Annotated in this window: 18 protein-coding genes; 4 read left to right on the top strand and 14 right to left on the bottom strand. The window is 65.4% G+C overall.

Annotation, left to right across the window (positions count from 1 at the left end; all coding sequences use genetic code 11):
- Positions 1-185 precede the first annotated feature (185 nt).
- From cobA to nirB, 6 genes are all read right to left on the bottom strand, one after another.
- Entirely contained in the window at positions 186-1,019 is an 834-nt protein-coding gene (cobA, locus tag CLU87_RS14095; RefSeq protein WP_099730841.1) for a uroporphyrinogen-III C-methyltransferase, read from the bottom strand.
- Entirely contained in the window at positions 1,016-1,939 is a 924-nt protein-coding gene (gene ybiB, locus CLU87_RS14090) for a DNA-binding protein YbiB (RefSeq protein ID WP_099730840.1), read from the bottom strand. Before ybiB ends, cobA begins: the two co-directional genes overlap by 4 nt.
- A 168-nt stretch (positions 1,940-2,107) precedes the next feature.
- Positions 2,108-4,945 carry a nitrate reductase gene (locus CLU87_RS14085; RefSeq protein WP_099730839.1) on the bottom strand — a complete coding sequence of 946 codons (2,838 nt, stop codon included), beginning with the start codon at positions 4,943-4,945 and terminating at the stop codon, positions 2,108-2,110.
- Positions 4,946-5,072: 127 nt separating this feature from the next.
- Positions 5,073-5,474, bottom strand: coding sequence for a nitrite reductase small subunit NirD (nirD, locus tag CLU87_RS14080; protein ID WP_099730838.1), 402 nt, complete (start codon positions 5,472-5,474; stop codon positions 5,073-5,075).
- 69 nt (positions 5,475-5,543) lie between these two features.
- On the bottom strand, positions 5,544-6,356 hold the full coding sequence (locus CLU87_RS14075; protein ID WP_099730837.1) for a type IV pili methyl-accepting chemotaxis transducer N-terminal domain-containing protein: 813 nt from the start codon (positions 6,354-6,356) through the stop codon (positions 5,544-5,546).
- A gap of 20 nt (positions 6,357-6,376) precedes the next feature.
- Positions 6,377-8,824, bottom strand: a complete 2,448-nt coding sequence (nirB, locus tag CLU87_RS14070; protein WP_099730836.1) for a nitrite reductase large subunit NirB — start codon at positions 8,822-8,824, stop codon at positions 6,377-6,379.
- A gap of 332 nt (positions 8,825-9,156) precedes the next feature.
- On the opposite strand from nirB, the gene CLU87_RS14065 reads away from it, so the two are divergent.
- The gene (locus CLU87_RS14065; protein ID WP_099730835.1) at positions 9,157-10,938 is read left to right on the top strand and encodes a bifunctional protein-serine/threonine kinase/phosphatase; all 1,782 of its coding nucleotides are present in this window, start codon (positions 9,157-9,159) and stop codon (positions 10,936-10,938) included.
- Between the two features lie 260 nt (positions 10,939-11,198).
- Here CLU87_RS14065 and CLU87_RS14060 read toward each other — a convergent pair whose 3' ends face one another.
- A complete protein-coding gene (locus CLU87_RS14060; RefSeq protein WP_099730834.1) occupies positions 11,199-12,413 on the bottom strand; it encodes a nitrate/nitrite transporter in 1,215 nt (404 codons plus the stop codon).
- 488 nt (positions 12,414-12,901) lie between these two features.
- On the opposite strand from CLU87_RS14060, the gene CLU87_RS14055 reads away from it, so the two are divergent.
- The 3 genes from CLU87_RS14055 to CLU87_RS14045 all read left to right on the top strand — a co-directional run bounded on the left by CLU87_RS14055 (position 12,902) and on the right by CLU87_RS14045 (position 15,363).
- On the top strand, positions 12,902-14,551 hold the full coding sequence (locus CLU87_RS14055) for a methyl-accepting chemotaxis protein (RefSeq protein ID WP_099730833.1): 1,650 nt from the start codon (positions 12,902-12,904) through the stop codon (positions 14,549-14,551).
- 89 nt (positions 14,552-14,640) lie between these two features.
- Positions 14,641-14,847, top strand: a complete 207-nt coding sequence (locus tag CLU87_RS14050; RefSeq protein ID WP_143227279.1) for a hypothetical protein — start codon at positions 14,641-14,643, stop codon at positions 14,845-14,847.
- Between the two features lie 18 nt (positions 14,848-14,865).
- Positions 14,866-15,363, top strand: a complete 498-nt coding sequence (locus CLU87_RS14045) for a MarR family winged helix-turn-helix transcriptional regulator (RefSeq protein ID WP_056743974.1) — start codon at positions 14,866-14,868, stop codon at positions 15,361-15,363.
- 50 nt (positions 15,364-15,413) lie between these two features.
- Here the strand turns inward: CLU87_RS14045 and CLU87_RS14040 are convergent, their stop codons facing one another.
- From CLU87_RS14040 to CLU87_RS14010, 7 genes are all read right to left on the bottom strand, one after another.
- On the bottom strand, positions 15,414-16,190 hold the full coding sequence (locus tag CLU87_RS14040; RefSeq protein ID WP_099730831.1) for an enoyl-CoA hydratase-related protein: 777 nt from the start codon (positions 16,188-16,190) through the stop codon (positions 15,414-15,416).
- Between the two features lie 23 nt (positions 16,191-16,213).
- The gene (locus CLU87_RS14035; protein WP_099730830.1) at positions 16,214-17,206 is read right to left on the bottom strand and encodes a tripartite tricarboxylate transporter substrate binding protein; all 993 of its coding nucleotides are present in this window, start codon (positions 17,204-17,206) and stop codon (positions 16,214-16,216) included.
- A 57-nt stretch (positions 17,207-17,263) separates the two neighbouring features.
- A complete protein-coding gene (gene aliA, locus CLU87_RS14030; RefSeq protein WP_099730829.1) occupies positions 17,264-18,907 on the bottom strand; it encodes a cyclohexanecarboxylate-CoA ligase in 1,644 nt (547 codons plus the stop codon).
- Between the two features lie 71 nt (positions 18,908-18,978).
- The gene (gene aliB, locus CLU87_RS14025; RefSeq protein WP_056058286.1) at positions 18,979-20,136 is read right to left on the bottom strand and encodes a cyclohexanecarboxyl-CoA dehydrogenase; all 1,158 of its coding nucleotides are present in this window, start codon (positions 20,134-20,136) and stop codon (positions 18,979-18,981) included.
- A gap of 20 nt (positions 20,137-20,156) precedes the next feature.
- The gene (gene badI, locus CLU87_RS14020) at positions 20,157-20,939 is read right to left on the bottom strand and encodes a 2-ketocyclohexanecarboxyl-CoA hydrolase (protein ID WP_099730828.1); all 783 of its coding nucleotides are present in this window, start codon (positions 20,937-20,939) and stop codon (positions 20,157-20,159) included.
- Positions 20,940-20,976: 37 nt separating this feature from the next.
- Entirely contained in the window at positions 20,977-21,744 is a 768-nt protein-coding gene (gene badH, locus CLU87_RS14015; RefSeq protein WP_099730827.1) for a 2-hydroxycyclohexanecarboxyl-CoA dehydrogenase, read from the bottom strand.
- Positions 21,745-22,282: 538 nt separating this feature from the next.
- Positions 22,283-23,308, bottom strand: a complete 1,026-nt coding sequence (locus CLU87_RS14010; RefSeq protein ID WP_099730826.1) for a LacI family DNA-binding transcriptional regulator — start codon at positions 23,306-23,308, stop codon at positions 22,283-22,285.
- Positions 23,309-23,474: the final 166 nt, after the last annotated feature.

Raw genomic sequence — 23,474 nt, 5'->3', positions numbered from 1 at the left:
ATGTGTGTACAGCCGCGTGACCCAATGCGGTGCTGTGGAGCGGGAGGCCAGGCTTGATCAAACACGCGGCTGCGCAGCGCGTGGGCGTGCCCTGAAGCACATTGGTTTGCGCTCGCGCACGGTGCATCCCCGACCTGCGCAGCGCGCACTCGGGCCTGCGGAATTGTGGGGGTCGTTGTGTGTGCTCAGCCCGCGCGCCGGGCCTGCAACGGCACTGCGCCAGCGTCCTGCACGGCCAGTGCGACACCACGCACCACATCGCCCACCACAATCACCGAGGGGCTGGCCAGCCCTTCGCGGGTGATGGTGGCGTGCAGCGCGCCCAGGGTGGTGATGGCATGCCGCTGGTGCGGCAGGCTGGCGTGCTGGATGACGGCGACCGGTGTGTCGGCAGGCAGGCCGGTGAGCAGTTCTTGCTCGATGGTGGCGGCGCCGCTCACGCCCATGTAGATGACCAGGGTGAGCTTGGCGTCGCGCGCCGTGGCGGCCAGTTGGCGCCAATCGGTGCCAGCGTCACCGGGCTTGGCGTGGCCGGTGACAAACACCACGCCGTGGGCATGCTCACGGTGTGTGAGCGGTGCGCCCAGCGAGGTCAGGCCCGCCAGGCCTGCGGTGATGCCGTTGATGACGGTGACCTGCACGCCGGCGGCACGCAGGTGCTCCACTTCTTCGCCACCCCGGCCGAAGATGAAGGGGTCGCCGCCCTTGAGGCGCACCACGTTCTCGCCTTCGTTCACGGCCATCAGCATCAGCTTTTCGATGAAGGCCTGTGGCGTGCTTTTGCAGCCGCCGCGCTTGCCCACGTAGACGATGCGCGCCGTGGGCGATGCGTGCTCCACGATGGCATCGCTCACCAGGTCATCCACCAGCAGCACGGTGGCCGCCTGGATGGCCTTGAGCGCCTTGAGGGTGAGCAGCTCCGGGTCGCCCGGGCCTGCGCCCACCAACGTGCAGCTGCCGCCGGTGCCCAGGTGGGGTGGGGCTGTGGGCGATGTGGTGGAAGGCGTGGGGCGGCTCATGGGGATGTCTCCGAAACGGTTTGATCGACCAGTCGCAAGATATGTTCCACCTGCCGTTCAATGGCGTGTGGAATGGGCAAATCGCCCGCCAGCACCTGGCGCGTGTAGTTGGCTGTGGTGGCCACATCGATCTCGGCGGGCAGACCGGGCACCTCGCTGGCCGTGCCCGGTTGTTGTGCCTCCAGCACCGTATGCACGCCGTGCACAAAGCCGTCGTAGCGGGGGGTGCGGCGTGGGTCCGTGGCGACCTCGCCCTCCAGCCCGCGCGAGAGCAAGGCGTTCATCCCCAGGGTGCGGAAGGTGCTCTGCAGCATCTCGAAATATTCGGGGTGTGTGTACGCCGTGACCACCACCGACGGCCCCGCGCACGGGCTCATCAGCTTGACCACACTGTGCCCTGGGTTGCGCAGGCCCACCACCTCGCGCACGGCCAGCAGGCGTGCCAGCCCTGCGTGCAGGTGCTGGGTGTGGATATGGCGGACCGTGCCATTTGCTATTTTTTCAGGAGCTATCAGGGCAGGTACTTCTAGCGCATTGAGCACATCCGATGCCAAAACGCGCCGCGCCTCGGTGCGCATGCCGTGCAGCAGCACGGGCAACCCTTGACGGGCCAGCAGCAGCGCCAGCAGCGGCGTCAGCACCGGCAGCTTGCGTGCGCCGTTGTAGCTGGGCAGCACGATCAGCGGGCGGTCGCTGGCGGGCAGCAGCGCCAGGCGGCTGTGCGTGGCATCCAGAAAGCCGCACATCTCCTCGGACGTCTCGCCCTTGATGCGCATGGCCAGGCAGAAGGCGCCAATCTCCAGGTCGGTTACGGCGCCATCCAGCACCTGGCCGAACAGGTCCGTGGCCTGCTCGCGCGTCAGCGGCTTGGCGCCGCGCGCGCCGCGGCCGATTTCCTTGATGTACTGGCTAATGCCCATGGCTTTTGTTGGCGGGACTTGTGAAACAGGGCGCCAGCGTCGTTGTATCGGCTTGCCGTACAGGCGTACTGTCTGCGCCGAAAGCGCCTAGCTGGAGCCCTGTTGCACAAGTCCTGGTGGGGTTTGTTGGTTCGAGGGCTATTTTCCTGCAAGCAAGAGAACTTTTGGTTATATGACGGCCTGCGCGAGCGGTTTGGATGCCAGCGGTCCCGTGGATCTCACCATTCGCTTGAGTTCGGGCACGCACGAGCCGCAGTTGGTGCCGCAGCGCAGTTGGCCTTGCAGTTGCGCCAGTCGGTCGTCGTCGGTGCCATGGCAGTGCGCCAGTTGGGCGGTGATGGCGGCGTCTGTCACGTTGAAGCAGGTGCACACCGGTTTGCCGCGCGACTGCACGGCCACGGGCGCCTTGGCGCCGGGCACCAGCAGCAGGCGGCCGTAGGTCTGTGCAGGAAGCTCTTCCTGCAGGAGGGTCTTGAGCCAGCCTTCGGCGCTGGTGTCGCCAGCGAGCACGATGCCTTCGAGCGTGGTGTTGTCGCCTTGGCGCGCCAGCCGTGCGGCGCGGCGCTGGCCGCGTTTTTTGTCGGCATAGCGCAGCGTGTCGGCGCCTGCCATGCCCAGCAGGGCTTCGATCTGTGCGATCAACGCATCGGGCGGTGCCTCGTGGGCGGCGGCGCGCAGCAGCACGCCAGTGCGCTCGCGGCCGGGCTCATCCAGCGGGGTGTTGTTGCTGAAGGGCACGCAACTGGCGAACGCAAACCGCGCCATCAGTGCGGACAAGGTTTCGCGCGCTGCCAGTGCACCTTCGGCAGGCAGCCAGGCCATGGCCAGCAGCGTCCACGGCAGTTCGGCCTTGAGCACCTTGACGGCCGCGTGTTTCAGCTCGGGCTGTTTGGAGGTGGGGCAGAACGCCGAGGTGGTGAGCGCATTCACGCCCGCCAGCCGCTCGCCGGCGGAGGACACGCCGCTCAAAAATTCGCTGCCCCAGTGCATCGCCATGAACACCTGCGACAGGCCCAGCGTGGTGTCGGCCTGCACGGGCACCACGATAGAGCCGCGCTTGCTGGTCACATGCACCAGGTCGCCGCTGGCCAGCTTGCGCCGCTCCATGTCCTGCGGGTGCATCTGCAGGCTGGGTTCGGCCACATGGCCAAACAGGCGGCCCAGCGTACCGGTGCGGGTCATGCCGTGCCACTGGTCGCGCAGGCGGCCCGTGGTCAGGCTGAAGGGGTAGCGCGATTCGCGGGACTCGGCGGTGGGTTGCCATGCATGCGCAGCAAAACGCGCGCGGCCGTCGGCGGTGGGGAACACGCCATCTTCGTACAGGCGGGCCTTACCGGTGGTGGTGCCATCCTCCAGTGGCCACTGCTGCGGGCCTTGGGCTTCGAGCATCTCCCAGGACAGCCCCGTGATGTCCAGGTCACGCCCGCGTGTGCTTTCGCGGTGCTCCTTCCACACGGCTTCTGCGCCCATATCGGCCGCGTCTGTGGCGTAGGGGAACAGCGTGGGTGCACCAGGCCGCAGGCGTGCCTCCAGCTGGTGCGCAAACTGCACCGCAATGGCCCAGTCGTGGCGCGCCAGGCCGGGTGCGGGCACGGCAGTGCGCACGCGCGAGATGCGGCGCTCGCTGTTGGTCACCGTGCCGGTCTTTTCACCCCAGGTGGTGGCGGGCAGAAGCAGGTCGGCAAAGGCGCAGGTGGCGGCTGTGGCAAAGGCTTCTTGCACCACCACAAACTCGGCGCGCTGCAGGGCGCGGCGCACGGTGGCCTGGTCGGGCATGCTTTGCGCGGGGTTGGTGCAGGCGATCCACAGGGCCTTGATCTCGCCGTCGGCAGCGGCCTGGAACATCTCCACCGCCGTCTTGCCGGGCTTGGATGGCACATCGGCCACGCCCCACAGCGCGGCGACTTCGGCGCGGTGCTGCGGGTTGGCCAGGTCGCGGTGGGCGCTGAGCAAATTGGCCAGCCCACCCACTTCGCGCCCGCCCATGGCGTTGGGCTGGCCGGTCAGGCTGAAGGGGCCCGCGCCGGGTTTGCCGATCTGCGCGGTGGCCAGGTGCAGGTTGATGAGTGTGGCGTTCTTGGCCGTGCCGCTGCTGCTCTGGTTCAGGCCCTGGCAGTAGAGGCTCAGGGTCGCTTTGGAGGTGGCGAACCATTTGGCGGCGGTGGTCAGGTCGGCCACGCTGATGCCGCAGGTCTGCGCCACACGCTCGGGCGTGGCGTCGCGCACCAGGGCCTTGAGTTCGTCAAAGCCCGTTGTGTGGGCGGCGATGTAGGCGGTGTCGACCCAGCCCTCCCACAGCATGATGTGCAGCATGCCGTTGAACAGCATCACGTCGCTGCCGGGCTGGATGGGCAGGAACAGGTCGGCCATGCCCGCAGTGTCGGTGCGGCGCGGGTCGGCCACGATGACCTTCATGCCCGGGTTGGCGGCGCGTGCGTCTTCGATGCGGCGGAACAGGATGGGGTGGGCCCAGGCCGCATTGCTGCCCACGATGAACAGGCACTGCGCGTGGTTCACGTCGTCGTAGCAGGCGGGCGGCGCGTCGGCGCCCAGCGTTTGCTTGTAGCCGGCCACAGCGCTGCTCATGCACAGGCGCGAGTTGGTGTCGATGTTGTTGGTGCCGATCAGGCCCTTGGCGAGCTTGTTGAAGACGTAGTAGTCCTCGGTGAGCAACTGGCCGCTGACGTAGAAGCCCACGGCATCAGGGCCGTGCTGGGCGATGGTGTGGGCGAACCGGTCGGCCGCCAGCGTCAGCGCGGCATCCCAGGTCACGGGCAGGGCGGCTTCGTTGCGCTGTGCGCGTTGCAGGGGGTGCAGCAGGCGGGTTTGCAGGGTGACCGGGCTGGTGGCTGTGAGGTGCAGGGTCGAGCCCTTGGTGCACAGGCGGCCAAAGTTGGCGGGGTGTGTGGGGTCGCCGCGCACACCGGTGATCTGGGTGCCTGTGCTTTCGATGATCACGCCGCAGCCTACGCCGCAGTAGGGGCAGGTGGATTTGGTTTCTTGCATGGCGTGGTTGGGGTTGTTTTGGCCTCAGGCGCTAGTGCATGTTGCGCTGTCAGCTATTGTTTTGATAGTGTTGTCGTGTCCTCGCCGGGTACGCATGCGGCGCCTGGGGCGCAACACTCTCCACCGCTCACGCGCCCACCGTCCTGCGCGCAGGCCCTGCGATGGGGCGCGTCAAATCCGTGGCCACCGTCGCCATCTCGCTCGCGTCCAGGTACACCGCGCCGTCTTCCACCTTCACGGCAAACTTCGGCGTGCAGCCCTCATCGGGCGCCGAGGCCTGGCCGTCGCACAGGCCAATGGTCCAGTTGTGCAGGGGGCACGCCACATGGGTGCCAAACACGATGCCCTGGCTCAGCGGGCCGCCCTTGTGCGGGCAGCGGTCCAACAGCGCGAACACGCCACCGGCGTCGTTGCGGAAGATGGCCACGTCCAGGCCCTGGGGGCGCGCCACGCGGCGTGAGCCCAGCACGGGGATGTCGTCCACCCGGCAGATCAGCTTCCATTCAGGGGTTGGGTTGTTGGTGGTCATGGGAATCGTCCTTGGTGTTGTTCGGTGGGATGTCGGGGGCGTGCAGGGGGGCCGTTGCAGGGCAGGCCTTCAGCTGCTGCCCAGCGCTGCATACAGGCCGGTCACGCGGTCCATGCTGGCGAGCAGGTTTTCGCTGCTCACAAACACTTCAGACACCTGGCGGAAGGTGTTGTTGCTGGTGCCCAGGCGTTGCAACGCGGCGTCAAAAAACACCCACTGGCCATCGGCCAGCAGCAGCTCTTGCCGGATGCGATTGGTGGCCTGTGGGGCATTGCGCAGCAGCTCGGTGGCGCTGATGAACTCGTCACGCGCCTTGGCGATCTCGGTGGTGGCGGTGGAGGTGTCCACCCCCAGCATGGCCGACAGGCAGAACTTGGCCATGCGCTGGCTCAGCATGCGCTGGCGGCCTGCCACGTTGACCAGCTTGCCCACGGGCTTGCCCGAGGCGGCTTCGTACTGCACGGTGCCCTGGTGGGCCAGGGCCAGCACCTTGGCGTCGGCCTGCAGCAAGGCGGCCGCGCCGTCGCGCGACGGGCTGGTGCCCAGCAACGTGGCCTTGTGGTCGGTCCAGGCCGATTCCAGCTTGGTGTAGGTGTCGCGGATGGTGGGCGAGGGCGCGTAGGCCTTGAGTTCGCCCAGCTGGCGCTCGAACAGCGCCAGCGACTGGTCCAGCACGGCGCGTGCAGCAGGCGTGTCGGATTTGTGCGCCAACGCCAGCCAGGCCTTGCCCATGCGCTGGCTCAGCATGCGCTGGCGACCTGCCTTGTTGATGGCGTCGTTCAGGTCTGTGACCTGGGCCTGGGCGGTGCCCAGCGACATGATGCCCAGGGTGCTCCAGGCCGTGGTGTAGCCGGCGGCGGTCAGCAAGGTGCGGCGTTGCATGGTGTGCGGCTCCGGGCGCTTCAGGCAGCGGTCAGCGGGGCAAACTGGCGCGTGTCCACGGCTGCCTTGTCAAACTCGAACCAGGGGTCGGGCTCGCCGTCCAGCGCGAACTGCAGCTGCTCCCACAGCGCCTTGCGGCCTTCGTGGTCTTCCAGAATGCGCTTTTTCACATAGTCCAGGCCCACGCGGCTCACGTAGTGCACGGTGCGCTCCAGGTACCAGCCTTCCTGGCGGTACAGCTCGCAGAACGCGCCGGTGTACTCCAGCACTTCCTCGGCGGTTTTCAGCTTGGTGAAGAAGTGCGCCACCTCGGTCTTGATGCCGCCGTTGCCGGCGACATACATCTCCCAGCCGCTGTCCACGCCGATGATGCCCACGTCCTTGATGCCGGCTTCTGCGCAGTTGCGCGGGCAGCCACTCACCGCAAACTTGACCTTGTGCGGGGCGTACATGCGCCACATGGCGCGCTCCAGGTCCTTGCCCATCTGCGTGCTGTCCTGGGTGCCCATGCGGCACCACTCGCTGCCCACGCAGGTCTTCACGGTGCGCAGTGCCTTGGCATAGGCATGGCCGCTGGGCATGCCGATGTCCTTCCAGACGTTGACCAGGTCTTCCTTCTTCACGCCCAGCAAATCGATGCGCTGGCCCCCCGTGACCTTGATGGTGGGGATGTTGTACTTGTCGGCCGCATCGGCGATGCGGCGCAGCTCGTCGGCTGTGGTTTCGCCGCCCCACATGCGGGGGATGACGCTGTAGGTGCCGTCTTTCTGGATGTTGGCGTGGCTGCGCTCGTTGATGGCGCGGCTTTGCGGGTCGTCCTTCGCGTCCTTGGGCCAGGTGCTGATGAGGTAGTAGTTGACGGCGGGGCGGCAGGATGCGCAGCCGTTGGGCGTCTTCCACTCCATGAACTTGAACACATCGCCAATGCTCAGCAGCTTGTTGGCGCGAATCGCGTCGCGCACCGCCTGGTGGCCGTGGTCGGTGCAGCCGCACATGGCCTTGGTCTTGGGCGTGGCGCTGTAGTCGCCACCGGCAGTGAACATGATGATCTGCTCGACCAGGCCCGTGCACGATCCGCACGATGCGCTGGCCTTGGTGTGCTTGCGCACTTCATCCAGCGTGAACAGGCCCTTGTCCTTGATGGCCTTGCAGATGGCGCCCTTGGTCACGCCGTTGCAGCCGCAGACCTCGTCGCTGTCCTGCATTGCGGCGGCCTTGCTCTGGCCCTGGTGGCCGGTGTCGCCCAGGTGCGATTCGCCAAACATCAGCTTGTCGCGAATGTCGGTCACGCTGCGGCCATCACGCAGCAGCTTGAAGTACCAGCTGCCGTCCACCGTATCGCCATAGAGGCAGGCGCCCACCAGCTTGTCGTCCTTGATGACCAGCTTTTTGTACACGCCGCCAAAGGGGTCGCTCATCACGATCTCTTCGGTGTTGTCGCCGCCCTGGAAGTCGCCCGCGCTGAACAGGTCTATGCCCGTGACCTTGAGCTTGGTGGAGGTGAGCGAGCCCTGGTAGCGGCCGATACCGAACTCGGCCAGGTGGTTGGCCAGCACTTTGCCCTGCTCGAACAGCGGGGCCACCAGGCCATAGGCAATGCCCCGGTGTGCCGCGCATTCGCCCACGGCATAGATGCGGGCGTCGGTGGTGGTCTGCAGCGTGTCGCTCACGACAATGCCGCGGTTCACGTGCAGGCGCATCTTTTCGGCGAGCTGCGTGTTGGGGCGGATACCCACGGCCATCACCACCAGGTCGGCGGGCACTTCGGTGCCGTCCTTGAACTTGACGCTGGCCACCCGGCCTTCGGCATTGCCCACCAGCTCCTGGGTCTGCGCACCCATCAAAAAGCGCATGCCACGGTCTTCCAGCGACTTCTGCAGCATCTTGCCCGCCACGTCATCGAGCTGGCGCTCCATCAGCGAGGGCATCACGTGCACCACGCTCACTGTCATGCCGCGCTTCATGAGGCCATTGGCGGCTTCCAGGCCCAGCAGGCCGCCGCCGATGACCACCGCGTGCTTGTACGTGGCGGCTGCGTCGATCATGGCCTGTGTGTCGGCGATGTCGCGGTAGGCCAGCACGCCTTTCAGGTCCTTGCCGGGCACGGGCAGGATGAAGGGGTTGGAGCCCGTGGCCATGATGAGGCGGTCGTACTCGGCGGTGATCACATCGCCGTCCTTGCTGCTTGCACTCACCACACGGCGCACGCGGTCCACATCGGTCACGGTGAAACCGGTGTGCAGCGTGATGTGGTTGTCGGCGTACCACTGCCAGTCGTTGAGGATGATCTCGTCGATGGTCTGCTCGCCAGCCAGCACCGGCGACAGCAGAATGCGGTTGTAGTTGGGGTGCGGCTCGGCCCCGAAGACCGTGATGTCATACAGATCGGGGGCAATCTTGAGCAGCTCTTCCAGCGTGCGCACACCGGCCATGCCGTTCCCCACCATCACCAGTTTGAGCTTTTTCATCGTGACTCCGTCGGTTCCATCGCCTGGGCGATGCAAAAAACAAAAAAGGCGTCCACACGATGCAGCTCCGACATTCCATCGAAACCGCATGTGGGGACGCCTTCGTCCATACAACCCCTTGGTGCGCCGTTGCACCGCTGAATTGCGTGGCCCAGCTGGGCCGTTGCTTCGGGTAAGCAATGCCCGTGCCAGAGTTTGTGCACTGATGTGGGGTGATCCGGTGTTGTCCGCCCTGCAGAGGGCGGAGTTTTGGGTGTTGACGGGTGGCTCGGCTGCGCGGTGCGGTGCGTGTATGCACCACCTTGGGCATGGAACCTGCATGGAGGTGGTGCATGAGTTTTGAACTGGACATCGGCCACACCTCGCAGGCCGGGCGCAACGAAGTCAATGAAGACTTTGCCGCCCTGGTGCAGGGGCAGGGGCGCGACCGCGAACGCGGCGCCATCGCTGCCATTGCCGATGGTGTAAGCACCGGAGGCAAGGGCCGAGAAGCCGCACAGACCACGGTGAACACCCTGGTGAACGACTACTTCGCCACGCCCGACACCTGGGACACCACCGTGGCGCTGGACCGCATCCTGAGCGCGCACAACGGCTGGCTGGCGTCGATGAACCGGCGCCGCCAGCCCGCCGTGGGCCTGACCACGCTCACCGCCATCGTGCTGCGCGGCCAGTCGTACACGTTGGCCCATGTGGGTGACACGCGCGCCTATCTGCTGCGGGGCGGCCGGCTGCAACTGCTGACGACCGACCATGTGATGGCGCAGCGTGACCTGGCGCACCAGCTCACCCGCGCCATGGGTCTGGACGACCATGTGGTGGTGGATTACAGCCAGGGCGAACTGCACAGCGGTGACCTGCTGGTGCTGCTGTCCGATGGCGTGCACGGCAGCCTGCCCGAGCGTGAACTGCGCCAGTTGCTGCTGCAGCCACAGGATGCCAACACCGCCAGTGCCGCCAGCGCCCAGGCGCTGAGCGAGGAGATCACGCGCGCAGCCTTGCGCCGGGGCAGCACCGACAACGTGACCGCGCTGGTGGTGCGGGTGCAGGGGGCGCTGGAAGCCACCTTGCAGGATGAGTCCCGCCGGGCGCAGCACTTGCCAGTGTTGCCGCTGCTCAAGGTGGGCGAGCCGGTGGATGGCCTGGTGGTGACCGCGCTGGTGGCCGACAGCGGCGTGCACTGCATCTACCAGGTGCGCGACCCGGCCACGCAGCGGCTGTACGCGCTCAAGACGCTGGTGCCCGCCCGCGCGCACGATGCGCAGGAGCGCGCCACTCTGGCGCATGAGGCCTGGGTGGCCCGGCGCATGCAGTCCGGCCACGCGGCGGTGCACCTTGCGCGTCTGAACACCTGGCCGCCAGAGCAGGGCGGTGCAAGCCCCGGCGCCAGTGCGTTTTATCTGCTCTATGACTGGCATGCGGGCCAGACCCTGGGCCAGCGCCTGCGCGGCCGCCAGCACCTGGGCGTGCCGCAGGCCGTGTCGGTGGTGATGCAGGCGGCGCAGGTGCTGGGCTGGCTGCATCGGCAAGGGGTGGTGCACCGCGACATCAAGCCCGACAACCTGCACCTGGGCGATGACGGTGTGCTGCGGGTGCTGGACCTGGGCGTGGCCTTGTCGGGCCGCGAGCCCGAGGCCACGCGCCGCCTGCACGCGGGCACCCCCAGCTACATGAACCCCGAGCAGTGGCCGGGCTATGAAAAGAACGGGGACCCCGCCGGCCAGTTGCCCGATGCGGGCAGCGATCTGTTTGCCCTGGGCGTCACGCTGTACCAGCTGCTGAGCCATGGGCGCCTGCCCTATGGCGAGGTGGTGCAGTACCAGCTGGGCCGCTACCACCGCGACCCCCTGGCCCCCAGCCGCCACAACCCCAGCGTCCCCATCTGGCTCGACCAGATCGCGTTGAAGGCTGTGGCCCGCCAGAGCACACAACGCTTTGAAACCGCCGAGGAACTGCTGCTGGCCCTGGAGCGGGGGGCTTCGCGCCCCTTGTCCGCCCCGGGCCCGCAGCCGCTGATGCAGCGCGATGCCACGGCACTGTGGAAGATCGCGCTGGCGGTGAGTGTGCTGGTGAACCTTTTGCTGGTGTATTGGCTGCTGTTTTTACCGCGATGAGATCGATGGATTTGCTATTGAAAATATAGCTATCGATGCATATGGGAAATGCGCTTGGTGGCGATTGGGCTTGAAATGTGGGGTGGCCGGCGCGTTGACTGACTACGGACGTTCACGCGCCCCGGGCGCGGCCACCCTTCTGGCGAAAGTGTGGCAAGCGCTGTCGCGCTTACTTGCTCAACGCCGGTCATGCGCTGCGCGCACGGCCACCCTTCTGGCGAAAGCGCGGGCAATGCTACGCCTTGGCTGGCTACGCCAGCTCAGGCACTGCGTGCCCGACCGCCCTTTTCCGCCCACGTACGGGTCCAGCGGATCTGCATGACCCGCAACAGCACCAGCATGGCAGCGGCGCACACCGCAATGCCCACAAAGCCCCACAGGTAGGTGCCGGTGTACTGGCGCGAAAAGCCCATGCCGTTGGGGATGAGGCCGCCACCCAGCGCGCCGATCTCGCCAATCATCGAGCCGGCGACGGCCGTGGACAGCGGCCAGCGCAGCGGCACCAGCTGGAACAGCGCGCCGTTGCCCGCGCCCAGTGCCGCAAAACACACCAGGAACAGCAGCATCGTCACCGGCAGCGAGTTCTCGGCCAGGCCGCACAGCACCATGCTCACGGCGGTGATGGCCAGCACACCCGTGAGCGTGTTGACGCCGCCCCAATGGTCGGACAGCCAGCCGCCCATCACCCGCAGTGCCGCACCCAGAAAGGCGGCCAGCATGGTCAGTTGCCCTGCCTGCACCTTGCTCACGCCAAACTGGTCGTAGAAGTAGCTGGGCAGGAAGGCCGTCAGGCCGATGAAGCCCCCAAAGGTCACGGCGTAGATCAGGCTGAACGCCCAGCCATCTTTTTCAAAGAGACAGGCAATGTGTTCGCGAAACGTGGCGTGGGGCGCGAGGTCCGGCGGTTCCTTCGCATACACCGCCATCACCACGGCGGGTACGGCCACGCTCACGGCGGCAAAGCCATACACTGCCTGCCAGCCAAACTTCTGCGCCAGGGCAGGCGCCAGCAGCGCGGCCACGGCAGTGCCCACATTGCCTGCGCCCACGATGCCCATGGCCAGGCCCTTGTAGCGCGGTGGGAACGAGCCCGAGCCCAGCGACAGCGCCACGCCAAAGCTCGCTCCCGCCACGCCCAGCAGGATGCCCAGCGCCAGCAGGTCGTTGAAGGTGTGCACGAACAAGTAGCCATAGCCCATGGCCAAAAAGATGCCGGCCATCTCTACCAGGGTGGCGCTCTTGCGGCCGATGTACTGCGCCAGGATGCCCAGCGGAAACCGCATCAGCGCTCCCGCAAAAATGGGGATGGACAGCATCATGCCCATCTGGGTGGGTGAGAGCTGGAAGCTCTCGCGGATGAACGGCGCCATCGCACCGTTGATGACCCACACCGCGCACGAAAAGCCGAAGTACAGAAACGACGCCCACAGCGTGGGCGCGTGGCCGGATTTGAGGAACTCTCTGAAGTAATGCATGGGTGTGAGTGCAAAGGGCTGAGGGGGTGACCCCTTCGCCCGGCCAGAAAACAAAAAGGCGTCCACACGGACCGCGCGGGCTGGCCAGCCCCAACGCACTCCATGAAGACGCCAACGTCCTGTTCGCCCAATCCGCCATTGCACCGGGCTGACACGCGGCCAGCGTTGGCCGCGCCTTACGGCAAGCAATGGCTATGCCAGTGCCGATATGGGGGAGGGATTGTGAGGAAATTGCCAGGAAGCGCTTGTAAATTAAGTACTTTTAGCTATCAAAAATGAAGCGCATTTTCTGCCAAGTGCTCACTTTGGTGCATTGCAGCGGAGTGCGACGCACAGTGTTGGTGTTGCGCACTGAGTTGGTGAGTTCGCGATGGAGATGCCATTTTTCTGTTTCAAATCCATGGCCTTCGTCATAGGATGTGTTCGGCTTTTCCACTGCCGTGTTGCCCGGTCAGGGAGCATCAAGGCATCTACGAAATGGGGTTCCCATGCGCGTCAATCTGCCGGTCAGCCAGCACGAATATGCGTTTCCCAAGGGCCAGACTCTGGTGTCCACCACGGACCTCAAGGGCCGCATCCTGTACTGCAACCCGATGTTCATCGAGGTCAGCGGCTACGAAAAGGAAGAGTTGCTGGGCCAGCCCCACAACATCGTGCGACACCCCGACATGCCCGAGGAGGCCTACCGCGACATGTGGGAGACCATCGCCAAAGGCATCCCCTGGTCGGCCCCGGTCAAGAACCGGCGCAAGGACGGTACGTTTTACTGGGTGATGGCCAACGTCACCCCGCTCATGCAGGGCGACCAGCCCACGGGTTACATGTCGGTGCGCACCGAAGCCACGCGCGAACAGATCCAGGCGGCCGAGTCGCTGTACAAGCAGATGCAGGCCGAAAAGCAGGCGGGAACGCTGGTGCACCGGCTGTCGGCCGGGCAACTGGTCAAAGACACCCTGTGGGGCCGTGTGGCCCGGGCTTTGGCGCTGGGGCCCATGGGCAAGATGATGGTGTGTACCTTGCTGCTGGTGGTGGCTTCGTGGTGCGCCGCCTTGCTGGGCGGGCACACGCTGTCGCTGGCGTCTGGGGCCGCGTGGCTGGGGGTGGTGGTGCTGGCGCTGGGCATGGCGGTCTACCTGCACCAGGTCACGGTGGCGCCGTTGTCGCAGATGCTGCTGTGGGCCAACCGCATGGCCGCGGGCGACCTTACCCAGAAGATATCGGCATCGCGCAGCGACACGGTGGGCCAGCTGCAAAAGGCGCTGGCGCAGCTCAACGTGAACCTGCTGTCCATCGTGCGCGACGCCCGGCAGGAGAGCGAGCACATGCAGGTCTCCACCCGCGAGATTGCCCAGGGCAACCAGGACCTGTCGTCGCGCACCGAGGCGCAGGCCAGCAACCTGCAGCAGACAGCCGCGTCGATGGAAGAAATCACCGGCACCGTCAAGCAAACCGCCGAATCCGCGCGCCAGGCCACGGTGTTGGCGACCCAGGCCACCCAGGTCACCGAGCGCAGCAGTGCCGCTGTGGACGGTGTGGCCAGCACCATGAAGCAGATCCAGGCCGCGTCCGGCCGCATCAGCGAGATCACGCAGCTGATCGACTCCATTGCCTTCCAGACCAACATCCTTGCCCTCAACGCCGCAGTGGAGGCTGCGCGCGCCGGGGACCAGGGGCGGGGCTTTGCGGTGGTGGCCTCCGAGGTGCGCAGCCTGTCGCACCGCACGCTCTCGGCCGCCAAGGAGATCCGTCAGCTCATCGACGACTCGGCCACCAAGGTGACCGAGGGCCATGAAAAAACCGACGCTGCGCAGAAAACCATGACCGAGTCGCTGGAGCTGGTGCGCCGGGTCAACACACTGATTGGCGAGATCCACAGCGCCTCGAATGAGCAGCTCAGCGGCATCTCGCAGGTCAACTCGGCCGTGGCGCAGCTCGATACCATCACGCAGCAAAACGCCGCGCTGGTGGAAGAGAACGCCGCCTCGGCCATGCAGCTCAATGGCCAGGCGCAGACCATGACCGAGACGGTGCAGGTGTTCCGCATCGACGCCTCGGCGCCCGCCCAGTCGCGCGATGCGGTGGCGCTGCGCAAGGAGATGAAGGCCTCATCCAGCAGCCGGGCGCTGGCGGCGGCCTGAGCCCACACAGCCGCATGCGCTACAGCGCGCGATGACGGTGTTGTCGCCCCTATGGTCCGCCCGCTCGCAGTGCCGAGGGCGTTGGCCCGTTGCGCGACCGCTTTCGGTGGGTTGTGGATTTCGATGAGCAGCAGATCGCCAATGATTGTGTTGCGCACCGGGTGCTTGAATTCATGCAGTCCGAAGGGCAAGAGACAAAGCCGGTGATTGGGTTGATCGTGATGGTGTGGTGCGGGGTGGATGTTGAAGTGAGACAATATGTTGACTTGATTGCCGCGCGGTTGCAGTCTGCATAACCCACTAAGAACTCACGCATGCACCACCCTGATTCCAAAGCACAGATTGCCCGTATGGAGCTGGCTAACCGGTTGTTTTTTCGGCTGTATCAATGTGCGAACTTGTTGCATAAAACCGGTTCGCGAGCGGTGGAGAGCGAGGGGCTGACCACGCAGCAATGGGCGGTGCTGGGAGCCCTTTCGCGCGAGGAAGCGCAGCAGGGTATGGGGGTGAACGAGCTGGCGCGCTACCTGTTGGTCAGCCGCCAGAACCTTGCGGGGGTGATTGGACGCCTGGAGCGCGATGGCCACATCTGTATGGAGACCGATGAGAAGGACCGCCGCTCCCGCCTGATCAAGATGACCGAGTCCGGACGCATGACGTGGCTGGTCAAGGCCCGGCCCAAGATCGATGCATATTACGAGCAGGCGCTGGACGAATTCTCGGTGGGGGACATCACCCACACGCTGCACTACCTGCTCAAGCTGCTGGACAACATGCAGCGGCTGGATACTGGCGCGGAGTCCGAGGGCTGAGCCTGCTAAGGACTTCCCGCTGCCGGTTGGGGGCGATCGGTGCCTTCAGCTCAGCGATGTTCGAACGCGGGGGCGCGTTTGTCCAGGAACGCGTGCATGCCCTCGTGGGCGTCGGCACTGGCAAAGCGCTCGTACAGCGCATGGCGCTCAAACAGAATGCCTTCGGTCAGCGGGCTTTCCCAGGCGCGGTTGATCGATGCCTTGATGGCCATGAGTGCGGGCAGCGAGAAGCTGGCAATCTGCGCCGCGAGCGTGAGCGTGCGGTCCAGTAACTCGGCGTCGGGTACGACGCGCGAGACCAGACCATAGCGGTCGGCCTCTTGCGCATCGAGCATGCGGCCCGACAGACACATGTCCATCGCTTTGGCCTTGCCGATGGCGCGCGGCAGGCGCTGCGTGCCCCCCGCGCCCGGCAGCATGGCGAGCTTGATTTCAGGCAGCGCGAACCGGGCTGATTCAGCGGCAACGATGATGTCGCAGGCCAGGGCCAGCTCACAGCCGCCGCCCATGGCAAAGCCTGCCACGGCCGCCAGCACCGGTTTGCGTACTTGGCGAATGGTCTCCCAGTTGCGGGTGATGAAGGCGCCCCGGTACACATCCATGAACGACCAGTCGGCCATGGCCGCAATGTCTGCACCGGCCGCAAATGCCTTGGTGCTGCCGGTGAGGACGATGGCGCCGACATCGTCTTCCGCATCGAAGGCCAGCAGGGCGGCGCCCAGCTGGTCCATCAGGGCGTCGTTGAGTGCGTTGAGCTGCTGGGGCCTGTGGAGCGTGATCACGCCCACCCGGCCCCGGGTTTCCGTCAGTACCAAAGCATCATTCATGGTGGGTGTGGCGGGTGGCCGGGTCAGTCGATGTTGATCTTGGCTTCCTGGATCAGGCCAGACAGCAGCTTGGTCTCTTCGGTCAGAAGGGTGCGGAACTCGGCGTTGTCCAGGCCCACGGGCTCGGCGCCCAGCGATTCATATCGGTTCTTGGTGCTGGGCAGGGCCAGCACCTTGGCGATCTCCCGGGCCATGCGGGCCGTGACGTCTGCAGGCGTGCCATTGGGGGCCCACATGCCAAACCAGATGTCCAGCTCCGCACCCTTGAAGCCCAGCTCTGCCAGCGTGGGCACGTCCGGGAAGAACGACGACCGCTTGGCCCCCGCCACGGCCAGCATGCGTACCTTGCCTGCGCGCACGTGCGGGAAGGCAATGCCTGGGTCAAAGACATAGTCCGCCTGGTTGGCCATCACATCCTGCAATGCAGGCGCTGCGCCCCGGTAAGGGATGTGCGTTGCAAACACGCCGGTGACCTTCTTGAACAGCTCGCCCGCCAGGTGCGGTGGCGTGCCGGGGCCTGCGGAGGAGTACGACAGTTTGCCCGGGTTGGCGCGGGCATGGGCCACAAACTCCCTGGCGTCCTTGAAGGTGGACTGGGGCTTGACCACCAGGTACATCTGGCTGCGGCCCACGCCCGCGATGGGCGTGAGGTCCTTGGCCGGGGCAATGCTCTGCTTGAAGAGGAAAGGGTTGGCCGTTTCGAACGAAGTAGGCGCAATCAGGAAGGTGTGGCCGTCTGCAGGTGCGCGAATCACTTCGGCTGCTGCCACGTTGCCGCTGGCGCCAGGTTTGTTGTCCACCACGACGGGCTGGCCCAGCGCTTCGGTGAGCGACTGGGCCATGACGCGTGCCATCACATCGGTGGTGCCGCCGGGGGCAAAGCCGACCACGATCTTGACCGGCTTGGTGGGCCAGGCCTGCGCATGCGCCGTGCCGATGGCGCCCAGGACACAGAGTGCCAGGGCGGCAGACTGGATGAGGCGTCTGCGGATGGGGGAAGGTTGGCGTGTAAGCATGTCGTTGTCTCCTGCTGGTTTGTTGTGTAGTGATCGACGGGAAAACGGTGGCAACCTTCAGGCAACCTGTTCGCGCAGCATTTCGCGCAGCTTGAACTTCTGGATCTTTCCGGACGGTGTGGCTGGCATCACGTCTCGCACGATCAGGCGCTCGGGGATGTACTGCACGGCAATCTTCTGGTCCTTGAGGAACTGCACCAGGCCCGGCAGGTCGATGGTCTGACCGGGCTTGGGCACCACCACGGCGCAAGCGCGCTCGCCCAGGCGCTCGTCGGGGTAGGCCACGATGGCAGCCATGGCGATGGCGGGGTGGCGGTAGAGCAGCGACTCGACTTCGACCACCGGAATGTTCTCGCCGCCGCGGATGATCACGTCCTTGCTGCGGCCGGTGATGCGCAGGTAGCCGCGCTCATCGATGCGGGCCAGGTCGCCGGTGTCGAACCAGTCGTCGGCGTCGGTGGCGTTCAGGTGCGCGCGGTGCAGGTAGCCGCCAAAGTTGGAGCATGAGCGCAGCAGCAGCTTGCCGGGCTCGCCTGGCGGCAAGGCGTTGCCGTCCACATCCACCACCTTGATCTCCACGCCAGGCAGTGGGTAGCCATCGGTGTTGAAAGAGCGTTCATCGTCGTCCTCCAGACGGGTGAGCGTGACAGCGCCGTTCTCGGTCATGCCCCAGGCCGAGACGATCTTGGCGCCCAGCGCCTTGCGCGCCTGTTCCACCAGCGGACCGGGGATGGGCGCGCCAGCGCACAAAAAGGTGCGCAGGCTGGGCACGGCTACGCCGCTGTCGGCCACCGTACGCGCCAGATCGGTGAGGAACGGCGTGGAGGCCATGGTGAAGCTGGCCTTCTCTGCATTGATCAGTGCAATGGCCTTGGTGGGCTCCCACACGTCCTGCAGCACGGCACTGGCCTGTAGGAGGATGGGCATGATCAGGCCGTACATGAAGCCCGTCTGGTGTGCCATGGGCGAGGCCATCAACACCACGTCGTCGGCATCCAGGTGCAAGCGCTCGGCGTACGGGATGATGTTGGCCATCACGGTGTTGGCCGAGTGCATAACGCCCTTGGGCTCGCCCGTGGTGCCCGACGTGTAGATGAGCTGGGTGACTTCGTCGGGGCCGGGGCGGTGGGCGGTCAGGATGGCTTGCGCATCGGGCTGCTGTTCCCATTCGGGACCGCTGAGCAGGGCGTCAAAGCTGTTGGCACCACTGCCACCGACCACCACCACATGCTTGAGGTGCGGCAGGGTGGGCTGGAGGGCGGTGATCATTTGCTCAAAATCAAAGCCCCGAAAGGTTTGGGGCGCAATCACCACCTTGGCCTCGCCATGTTGCAGCATGAACGAGAGTTCGCGCTCGCGAAAGATGTGCATCAGCGGGTTCATTACGGCACCGATGCGCGAGCAGGCCAGGTAGGTCAGCGTGAACTGCCACCAATTGGGCAACTGGCACGCCACGACGTCGCCCCGGCCCACGCCCAGGCGCGATAGGCCCACGGCAATGCGATCAGCCATGCGTGCCAACTCGCGGTAGGTAAAGCGGGTGGTGGCTCCCGTTTCCACTTGCAGCGCGGTCAGCGCCAGCTTGTCGGGGCAGGTGGCCACGCAGGCGTCCAGCGCATCGTTGATGGTGCGGTCACGCCAGTGGCCTTCGGCCACCCGCTGCGTGCGGCGCGGGGGGAGCAGTACAGCGTCAAATTCCATGGTCTTGTCTCCTGGTGTTGTTGTGGGTGATCCGTGGCCTGCGGTGAGCTGTGGTGACTTAGGGGGGGCGCTCAGGCCGGCACAAACTTGCGGCCGGCTCGGGCGCGGGCGATGATGGTTTTCATGATCTGCGCCGTGCCGTCTCCGATCTGGAAGCCCAGCACGTCGCGCAGGCGCTGCTCCATCAGTCCGCGGTCGTAGCCGCCGTGGCCAAAGCACAGCAGGCATTGGTGGATCACGTCGTAGGCCAGCTTGGGGCCCCACCACTTGGCCATGCCGGCTTCTGCGGTGTGCGGCAGGCCCTTGTCCTTGAGCCACAGGCCCTGCAGGCACAGCAGGCGAGCGCCTTCGACCTCAGTGTCGTACTGCGCCAGCGGATGCGTCACGCCCTGGAACGCCGACAGCGGCTGGCCGAAGGCCTGGCGCTGGGTGATGTATTCCCAGGTTTCCTCCAGCGCCACGCGCGCCACGGCCAGGCATTGCAGACCGATGAGCGAGCGCGAGAAGTCAAAGCCGTGCATTACCTGCACGAAGCCCTTGTTCTCGTCGCCCAGGCGGTGGCTGATGGGCACGCGCACGTTCTCGAAAAAGATCGAGCCGCGGCCAATGGCGCGTTGGCCATGGCAGTCAAAGCGGTTGGTGGTGATGCCAGGTGTATCCATGGGCACCAGCACTGCGGTCACCCCATGCGCGGCCTGCTCGGGTGTGCCGGTGCGACCAAACACCACGGTGATGTCGGCCTGGTCGGCGGCCGAGATGGAGGTCTTTTCACCGTTGATGACGTAATGGTCGCCATCGCGGTCGATCTTCAGGCGCAGGTTGGCGGCGTCGGAGCCGCCACGCGGCTCGGTCAGGGCGATGGCGCAGATCGCTTCGCCTTGAATGAGCTTCTGCAGCCAGGGGCCGACCACGTCAGGGTTGCCATACTTGGACAGGATCTGCGCGTTGAGCGATGCCAGCAGATTCAGGTACGAGAAGCTCAGGTCGGCGCGGGCAATCTCTTCGTGGATCACGCCCGCAGCCAGACACCCCATGCCCAGTCCGCCGAACTGCTCGGGCAACTCCGGCACGATGAACCCGAGCGAGCCCATTTCACGCAGCAGGGCGCGGTCCAGCACCCGGGTCTTGTCGCGCTCCAAAAAGCCAGGCGCGACCTTCTCCTGCGCAAAGCGGCGCACCGTTTCAGCCAGTGCCTGCAGGTCTTCGTTGATGTACGGGTTCGGGTTCATCGTTCTTCTCCGGCGGTTGCTTACTTCACGTACTTGCGGAATTCGGGCTTGCGCTTCTCTTTCAAAGCGTTCACGCCTTCTCGCGACTCTTCGGTGTCGTAATACAGCTTGAGCGCATACATGCCCAGGCCCGCAATGCCAGCCTGGTGGGCGGTGTCTGCGTTGAAGCTGCGCTTGGCAATGGCCAGCGCGGTGGGGCTGCGCTCGCACAGCTCTTCACCAATTTTTTGCACTTCTGCATCCAGCTCGTCGTGCGGGAAGCAGAAGTTGGCAAGGCCCATGGCCACGGCCTCGGCGCCGCTGTAGCGGCGGTTGAGGTACCAGATCTCGCGCGCTTTCTTTTCTCCGACGACCCGGGCCAGGAAAGCCGTGCCGTAGCCGGGGTCCACTGAGCCCATCTTGGGACCGACTTGACCGAACTGCGCCTTGTCGGAGCAAATGGTCAGGTCACAGATGGTGGCCAGCACGTTGCCGCCGCCGATCGCAAAACCTTGCACGCGGGCGATCACGGGCTTGGGCACGTCGCGGATGGCGGTGTGCAGCTCTTCCATAGGCAGCCCAATGGTGCCGCGGCCGTCGTAGTTGCCGCTGTGGGCTGATTGGTCGCCGCCAGTGCAGAAAGCGCGATCGCCAGCGCCGGCCAGCACGATGGCACCCACATCACGGTCATAGCCGGCCTTGTTCAGCGCCTTGATGATTTCGTCGCAGGTCTGACCGCGAAAGGCGTTCATCTTGTCGGGCCGGTTGATGGTGATCCAGGCCACGCCGTTGCGCACTTCGTACAGGATGTCTTCGAAATTCATGGTGTTCTCTCGGTAAAGGTAAGGAGGTATCCGGGGATCAACCGTGCATGGTCAGGCCGCCCGACACGCTGATGACCTGGCCGGTGATGAAGCCCGCGTCATCGCTGCCAAAGAAGGCAATGGCGCTGGCCAGGTCATCGGGCTGGCCCAGGCGGCCCAGGGGGATAGCGCTGCGAAACGCTTCAAGCAGCTTGGCGGGGTCGCGGGCGCCTTCAGCCACACCGGCCAGCAGTGCGGTGTCGGTGGGGCCGGGGCAGACCACGTTGACGGTGATGTTCTGGCGGGCGTGCTCCCGGGCCAGCGTCTTGGACAAGGCCACCAGCCCTCCCTTGCACGCGGAGTACACCGCCTCGCCGGACGAACCACCGCGCGCCGCATCGGACGCGATGTTGACGATGCGGCCGGTCTTGCGCTCTGCCATGCCGGGCAGCACGGCGTGCAGCATGTGCAGTGCACCCGTCAGGTTGATGGCAATGAGCTTGTCCCACTCGGCAGGCACGGTCTTGGTGAAAGGCTTGAACACATCCCAGCCGGCGTTGTTGACCAGTACATCGATGGGTCCCAGGGCAGCTTCGGCCGCTGCCACGGCGGTGTCTACCTGGGTGCGCTGGGTGATATCGCACTGGAAGGCCTGGGCCACGCCCCCTGCAGCCTGGATGCCTTCGGCCACTTTCTGCGCAGCCTCCAGGTTCATGTCGAACACAGCCACCTTGGCGCCTTCTTCGGCAAAGCGGCGGCTGGTGGCCCCACCAATGCCGCCGCCGCCGCCGGTCACGATCACGGTCTTTCCATTCAGATTGCGCATGGTTCTCTCCTGAGTAGTTCGGGGCACACCCCCTGCTACAACAGCAGAAGGCAATTAAGACAACATATTTGCTTATCGTAGTGATGCAAATTGAATGTGTCAAACAGTTGTCGTTTGTAGTGAGATAGGTGTTAACCCGAATTTCTCCAGGAAATCGATAGATTTATCGGTAGATAAGAGCACCTTTGATAAAAACTTCTTGTTGCCTTTGTGAAAATATATTGTCTTAAATTGAGGCGAGAGCTCTGTGCGCTGACTCCGAGTCGCATGCTGGGTAGGGGGGCCGCCGCGACGGCGTACGCTGCGTGACTGTCAGGGTCTCGTCCCGTCTGCAGAGCCGGTAGGAGGCGTGAGCTCAAAGGTGGGCAAAGTGGGGGGGGCGCACGCGACGGTTGTGGCGTGCGACGGCGCTCACCCTGGCCTGAGCGATAGTGAGGGGATGGGTTGTCTGCGCGAGACGAGCGACCGCGCTGCCGCCGGGTCTTGGCGTAGGTCTGGGCGGCGCTGTGGCTTCCGGTGGGCGCCGCGGAGAGAGGGGTCAGGTGCTCTCGCGCACCGTCAGCTCAAACCCCAGATTCACCGAGTTGTACTCTGGCACCTCGCCGCGCATCAGCGTCAGCAGCATGCGTGCGCTGGCCTCGCCCACGGCGGAGCGTGGCGTGTGGACCGTGGTCAGCGGCGGCAGCATCTGGTCGCTGCCTGCCAGGTCGTTGAAGCCCGCAATGGCCACTTGGCCGGGCACCGACAGACCCAGGCGCTGCGCGGCCAGCAGGCCGCCCTGGGCCAAGTCGTCATTGCAGAAGAACACGGCATCGACACCGGGGCGGGTGCGCAGCAGCTCTTCCAGCAGTTCCCCACCCAGCCGCATCGATGAAGGCTGCGGGCTCAGCAGCTCCAGCTTGGGGTCGTACAGGCCCGCTTCGCGCAGACAGCGGCGGTAGCCCTCTGCGCGCTGCATGGTGCGGGGGTCCAGCTGGGCGGCCACAAAAGCGATCTTTCGGTAGCCCCGCGCCAGCAGGTGATCCGTCATGCTGTGGCCTGCATCCTGCTGCGAAAACCCCACGCAGAACACGCCGGGGGCCGAGGTCATCTCCATCAGGTGCACACAGGGCACGCCGCTGGCGGCAATCAGGTGGCGCGCGGCCTCGGTGCGATCAAAGCCGGTGACCAGCAGCCCGGCCGGACGGTGCGCGAGGTAGGTGCGCAGCAGCTGCTCCTCCTCTTGCGGGTCGTAGTGCGTGACGCCGATCAGCGCCTGGTAGCCCTGCGGGAACAGCGTGCGGTGCACGGCCTCCAGCACGTCCACAAACAGCGCGTTGGACAGCAGCGGCACCAGCACAGGCACCTGCACGCTGCGCTGTGAAGCGAGTGCGCGCGCTGCGGGGTCGGGTACATAGCCCAATTGCTCAGCGGCGACTTTTACGCGCTGCACCAGTTCTTGCGCCACGCCGCGTTCTCCCCGCAGGGCGCGGGAGGCAGTGATGGGGCTGACCTCGGCGGCCTTGGCCACGTCGTTCAGCGTGATGCGGCCGCTGGAGCGGCGTTTTGTCTCGGGTTTGTTCAAGGGTTAACCCTCATGGGGGTTGGGTTTGATCTGGTTAGGATAGCGCTGTCCAAGCTGATGGGCAACGCGACAGGGACCATTTTGGATCAAGTTGCAGAAGTTGCCACAGATGGTGCGGCATCCAGAGCGGATGCCTTTTTTATGGATTGTTTGGATAGCGCTACCA

The sequence above is a fragment of the Acidovorax sp. 59 genome (genome assembly GCF_002754175.1).
In the GTDB taxonomy this organism is placed as follows: Bacteria; Pseudomonadota; Gammaproteobacteria; order Burkholderiales; family Burkholderiaceae_C; genus Acidovorax; species Acidovorax delafieldii.
The sequence above is the reverse complement of the archived record's forward strand: the minus strand, read 5'-3'. Positions and strand labels throughout refer to the sequence as shown.

What these genes read in the sequence shown, in the direction of transcription:
- badI (WP_099730828.1), bottom strand. Translation starts at nt 20,939, where the DNA reads ATGAATTTCGAAGACATCCTGTACGAAGTGCGCAACGGCGTGGCCTGG.
- aliB (WP_056058286.1), bottom strand. Translation starts at nt 20,136, where the DNA reads ATGAACCCGAACCCGTACATCAACGAAGACCTGCAGGCACTGGCTGAA.
- badH (WP_099730827.1), bottom strand. Translation starts at nt 21,744, where the DNA reads ATGCGCAATCTGAATGGAAAGACCGTGATCGTGACCGGCGGCGGCGGC.
- CLU87_RS14035 (WP_099730830.1), bottom strand. Translation starts at nt 17,206, where the DNA reads ATGCTTACACGCCAACCTTCCCCCATCCGCAGACGCCTCATCCAGTCT.
- CLU87_RS14075 (WP_099730837.1), bottom strand. Translation starts at nt 6,356, where the DNA reads ATGCAACGCCGCACCTTGCTGACCGCCGCCGGCTACACCACGGCCTGG.
- nirD (WP_099730838.1), bottom strand. Translation starts at nt 5,474, where the DNA reads ATGACCACCAACAACCCAACCCCTGAATGGAAGCTGATCTGCCGGGTG.
- CLU87_RS14055 (WP_099730833.1), top strand. Translation starts at nt 12,902, where the DNA reads ATGCGCGTCAATCTGCCGGTCAGCCAGCACGAATATGCGTTTCCCAAG.
- CLU87_RS14060 (WP_099730834.1), bottom strand. Translation starts at nt 12,413, where the DNA reads ATGCATTACTTCAGAGAGTTCCTCAAATCCGGCCACGCGCCCACGCTG.
- CLU87_RS14085 (WP_099730839.1), bottom strand. Translation starts at nt 4,945, where the DNA reads ATGCAAGAAACCAAATCCACCTGCCCCTACTGCGGCGTAGGCTGCGGC.
- ybiB (WP_099730840.1), bottom strand. Translation starts at nt 1,939, where the DNA reads ATGGGCATTAGCCAGTACATCAAGGAAATCGGCCGCGGCGCGCGCGGC.
- CLU87_RS14065 (WP_099730835.1), top strand. Translation starts at nt 9,157, where the DNA reads ATGAGTTTTGAACTGGACATCGGCCACACCTCGCAGGCCGGGCGCAAC.
- nirB (WP_099730836.1), bottom strand. Translation starts at nt 8,824, where the DNA reads ATGAAAAAGCTCAAACTGGTGATGGTGGGGAACGGCATGGCCGGTGTG.
- aliA (WP_099730829.1), bottom strand. Translation starts at nt 18,907, where the DNA reads ATGGAATTTGACGCTGTACTGCTCCCCCCGCGCCGCACGCAGCGGGTG.
- CLU87_RS14040 (WP_099730831.1), bottom strand. Translation starts at nt 16,190, where the DNA reads ATGAATGATGCTTTGGTACTGACGGAAACCCGGGGCCGGGTGGGCGTG.
- CLU87_RS14045 (WP_056743974.1), top strand. Translation starts at nt 14,866, where the DNA reads ATGCACCACCCTGATTCCAAAGCACAGATTGCCCGTATGGAGCTGGCT.
- cobA (WP_099730841.1), bottom strand. Translation starts at nt 1,019, where the DNA reads ATGAGCCGCCCCACGCCTTCCACCACATCGCCCACAGCCCCACCCCAC.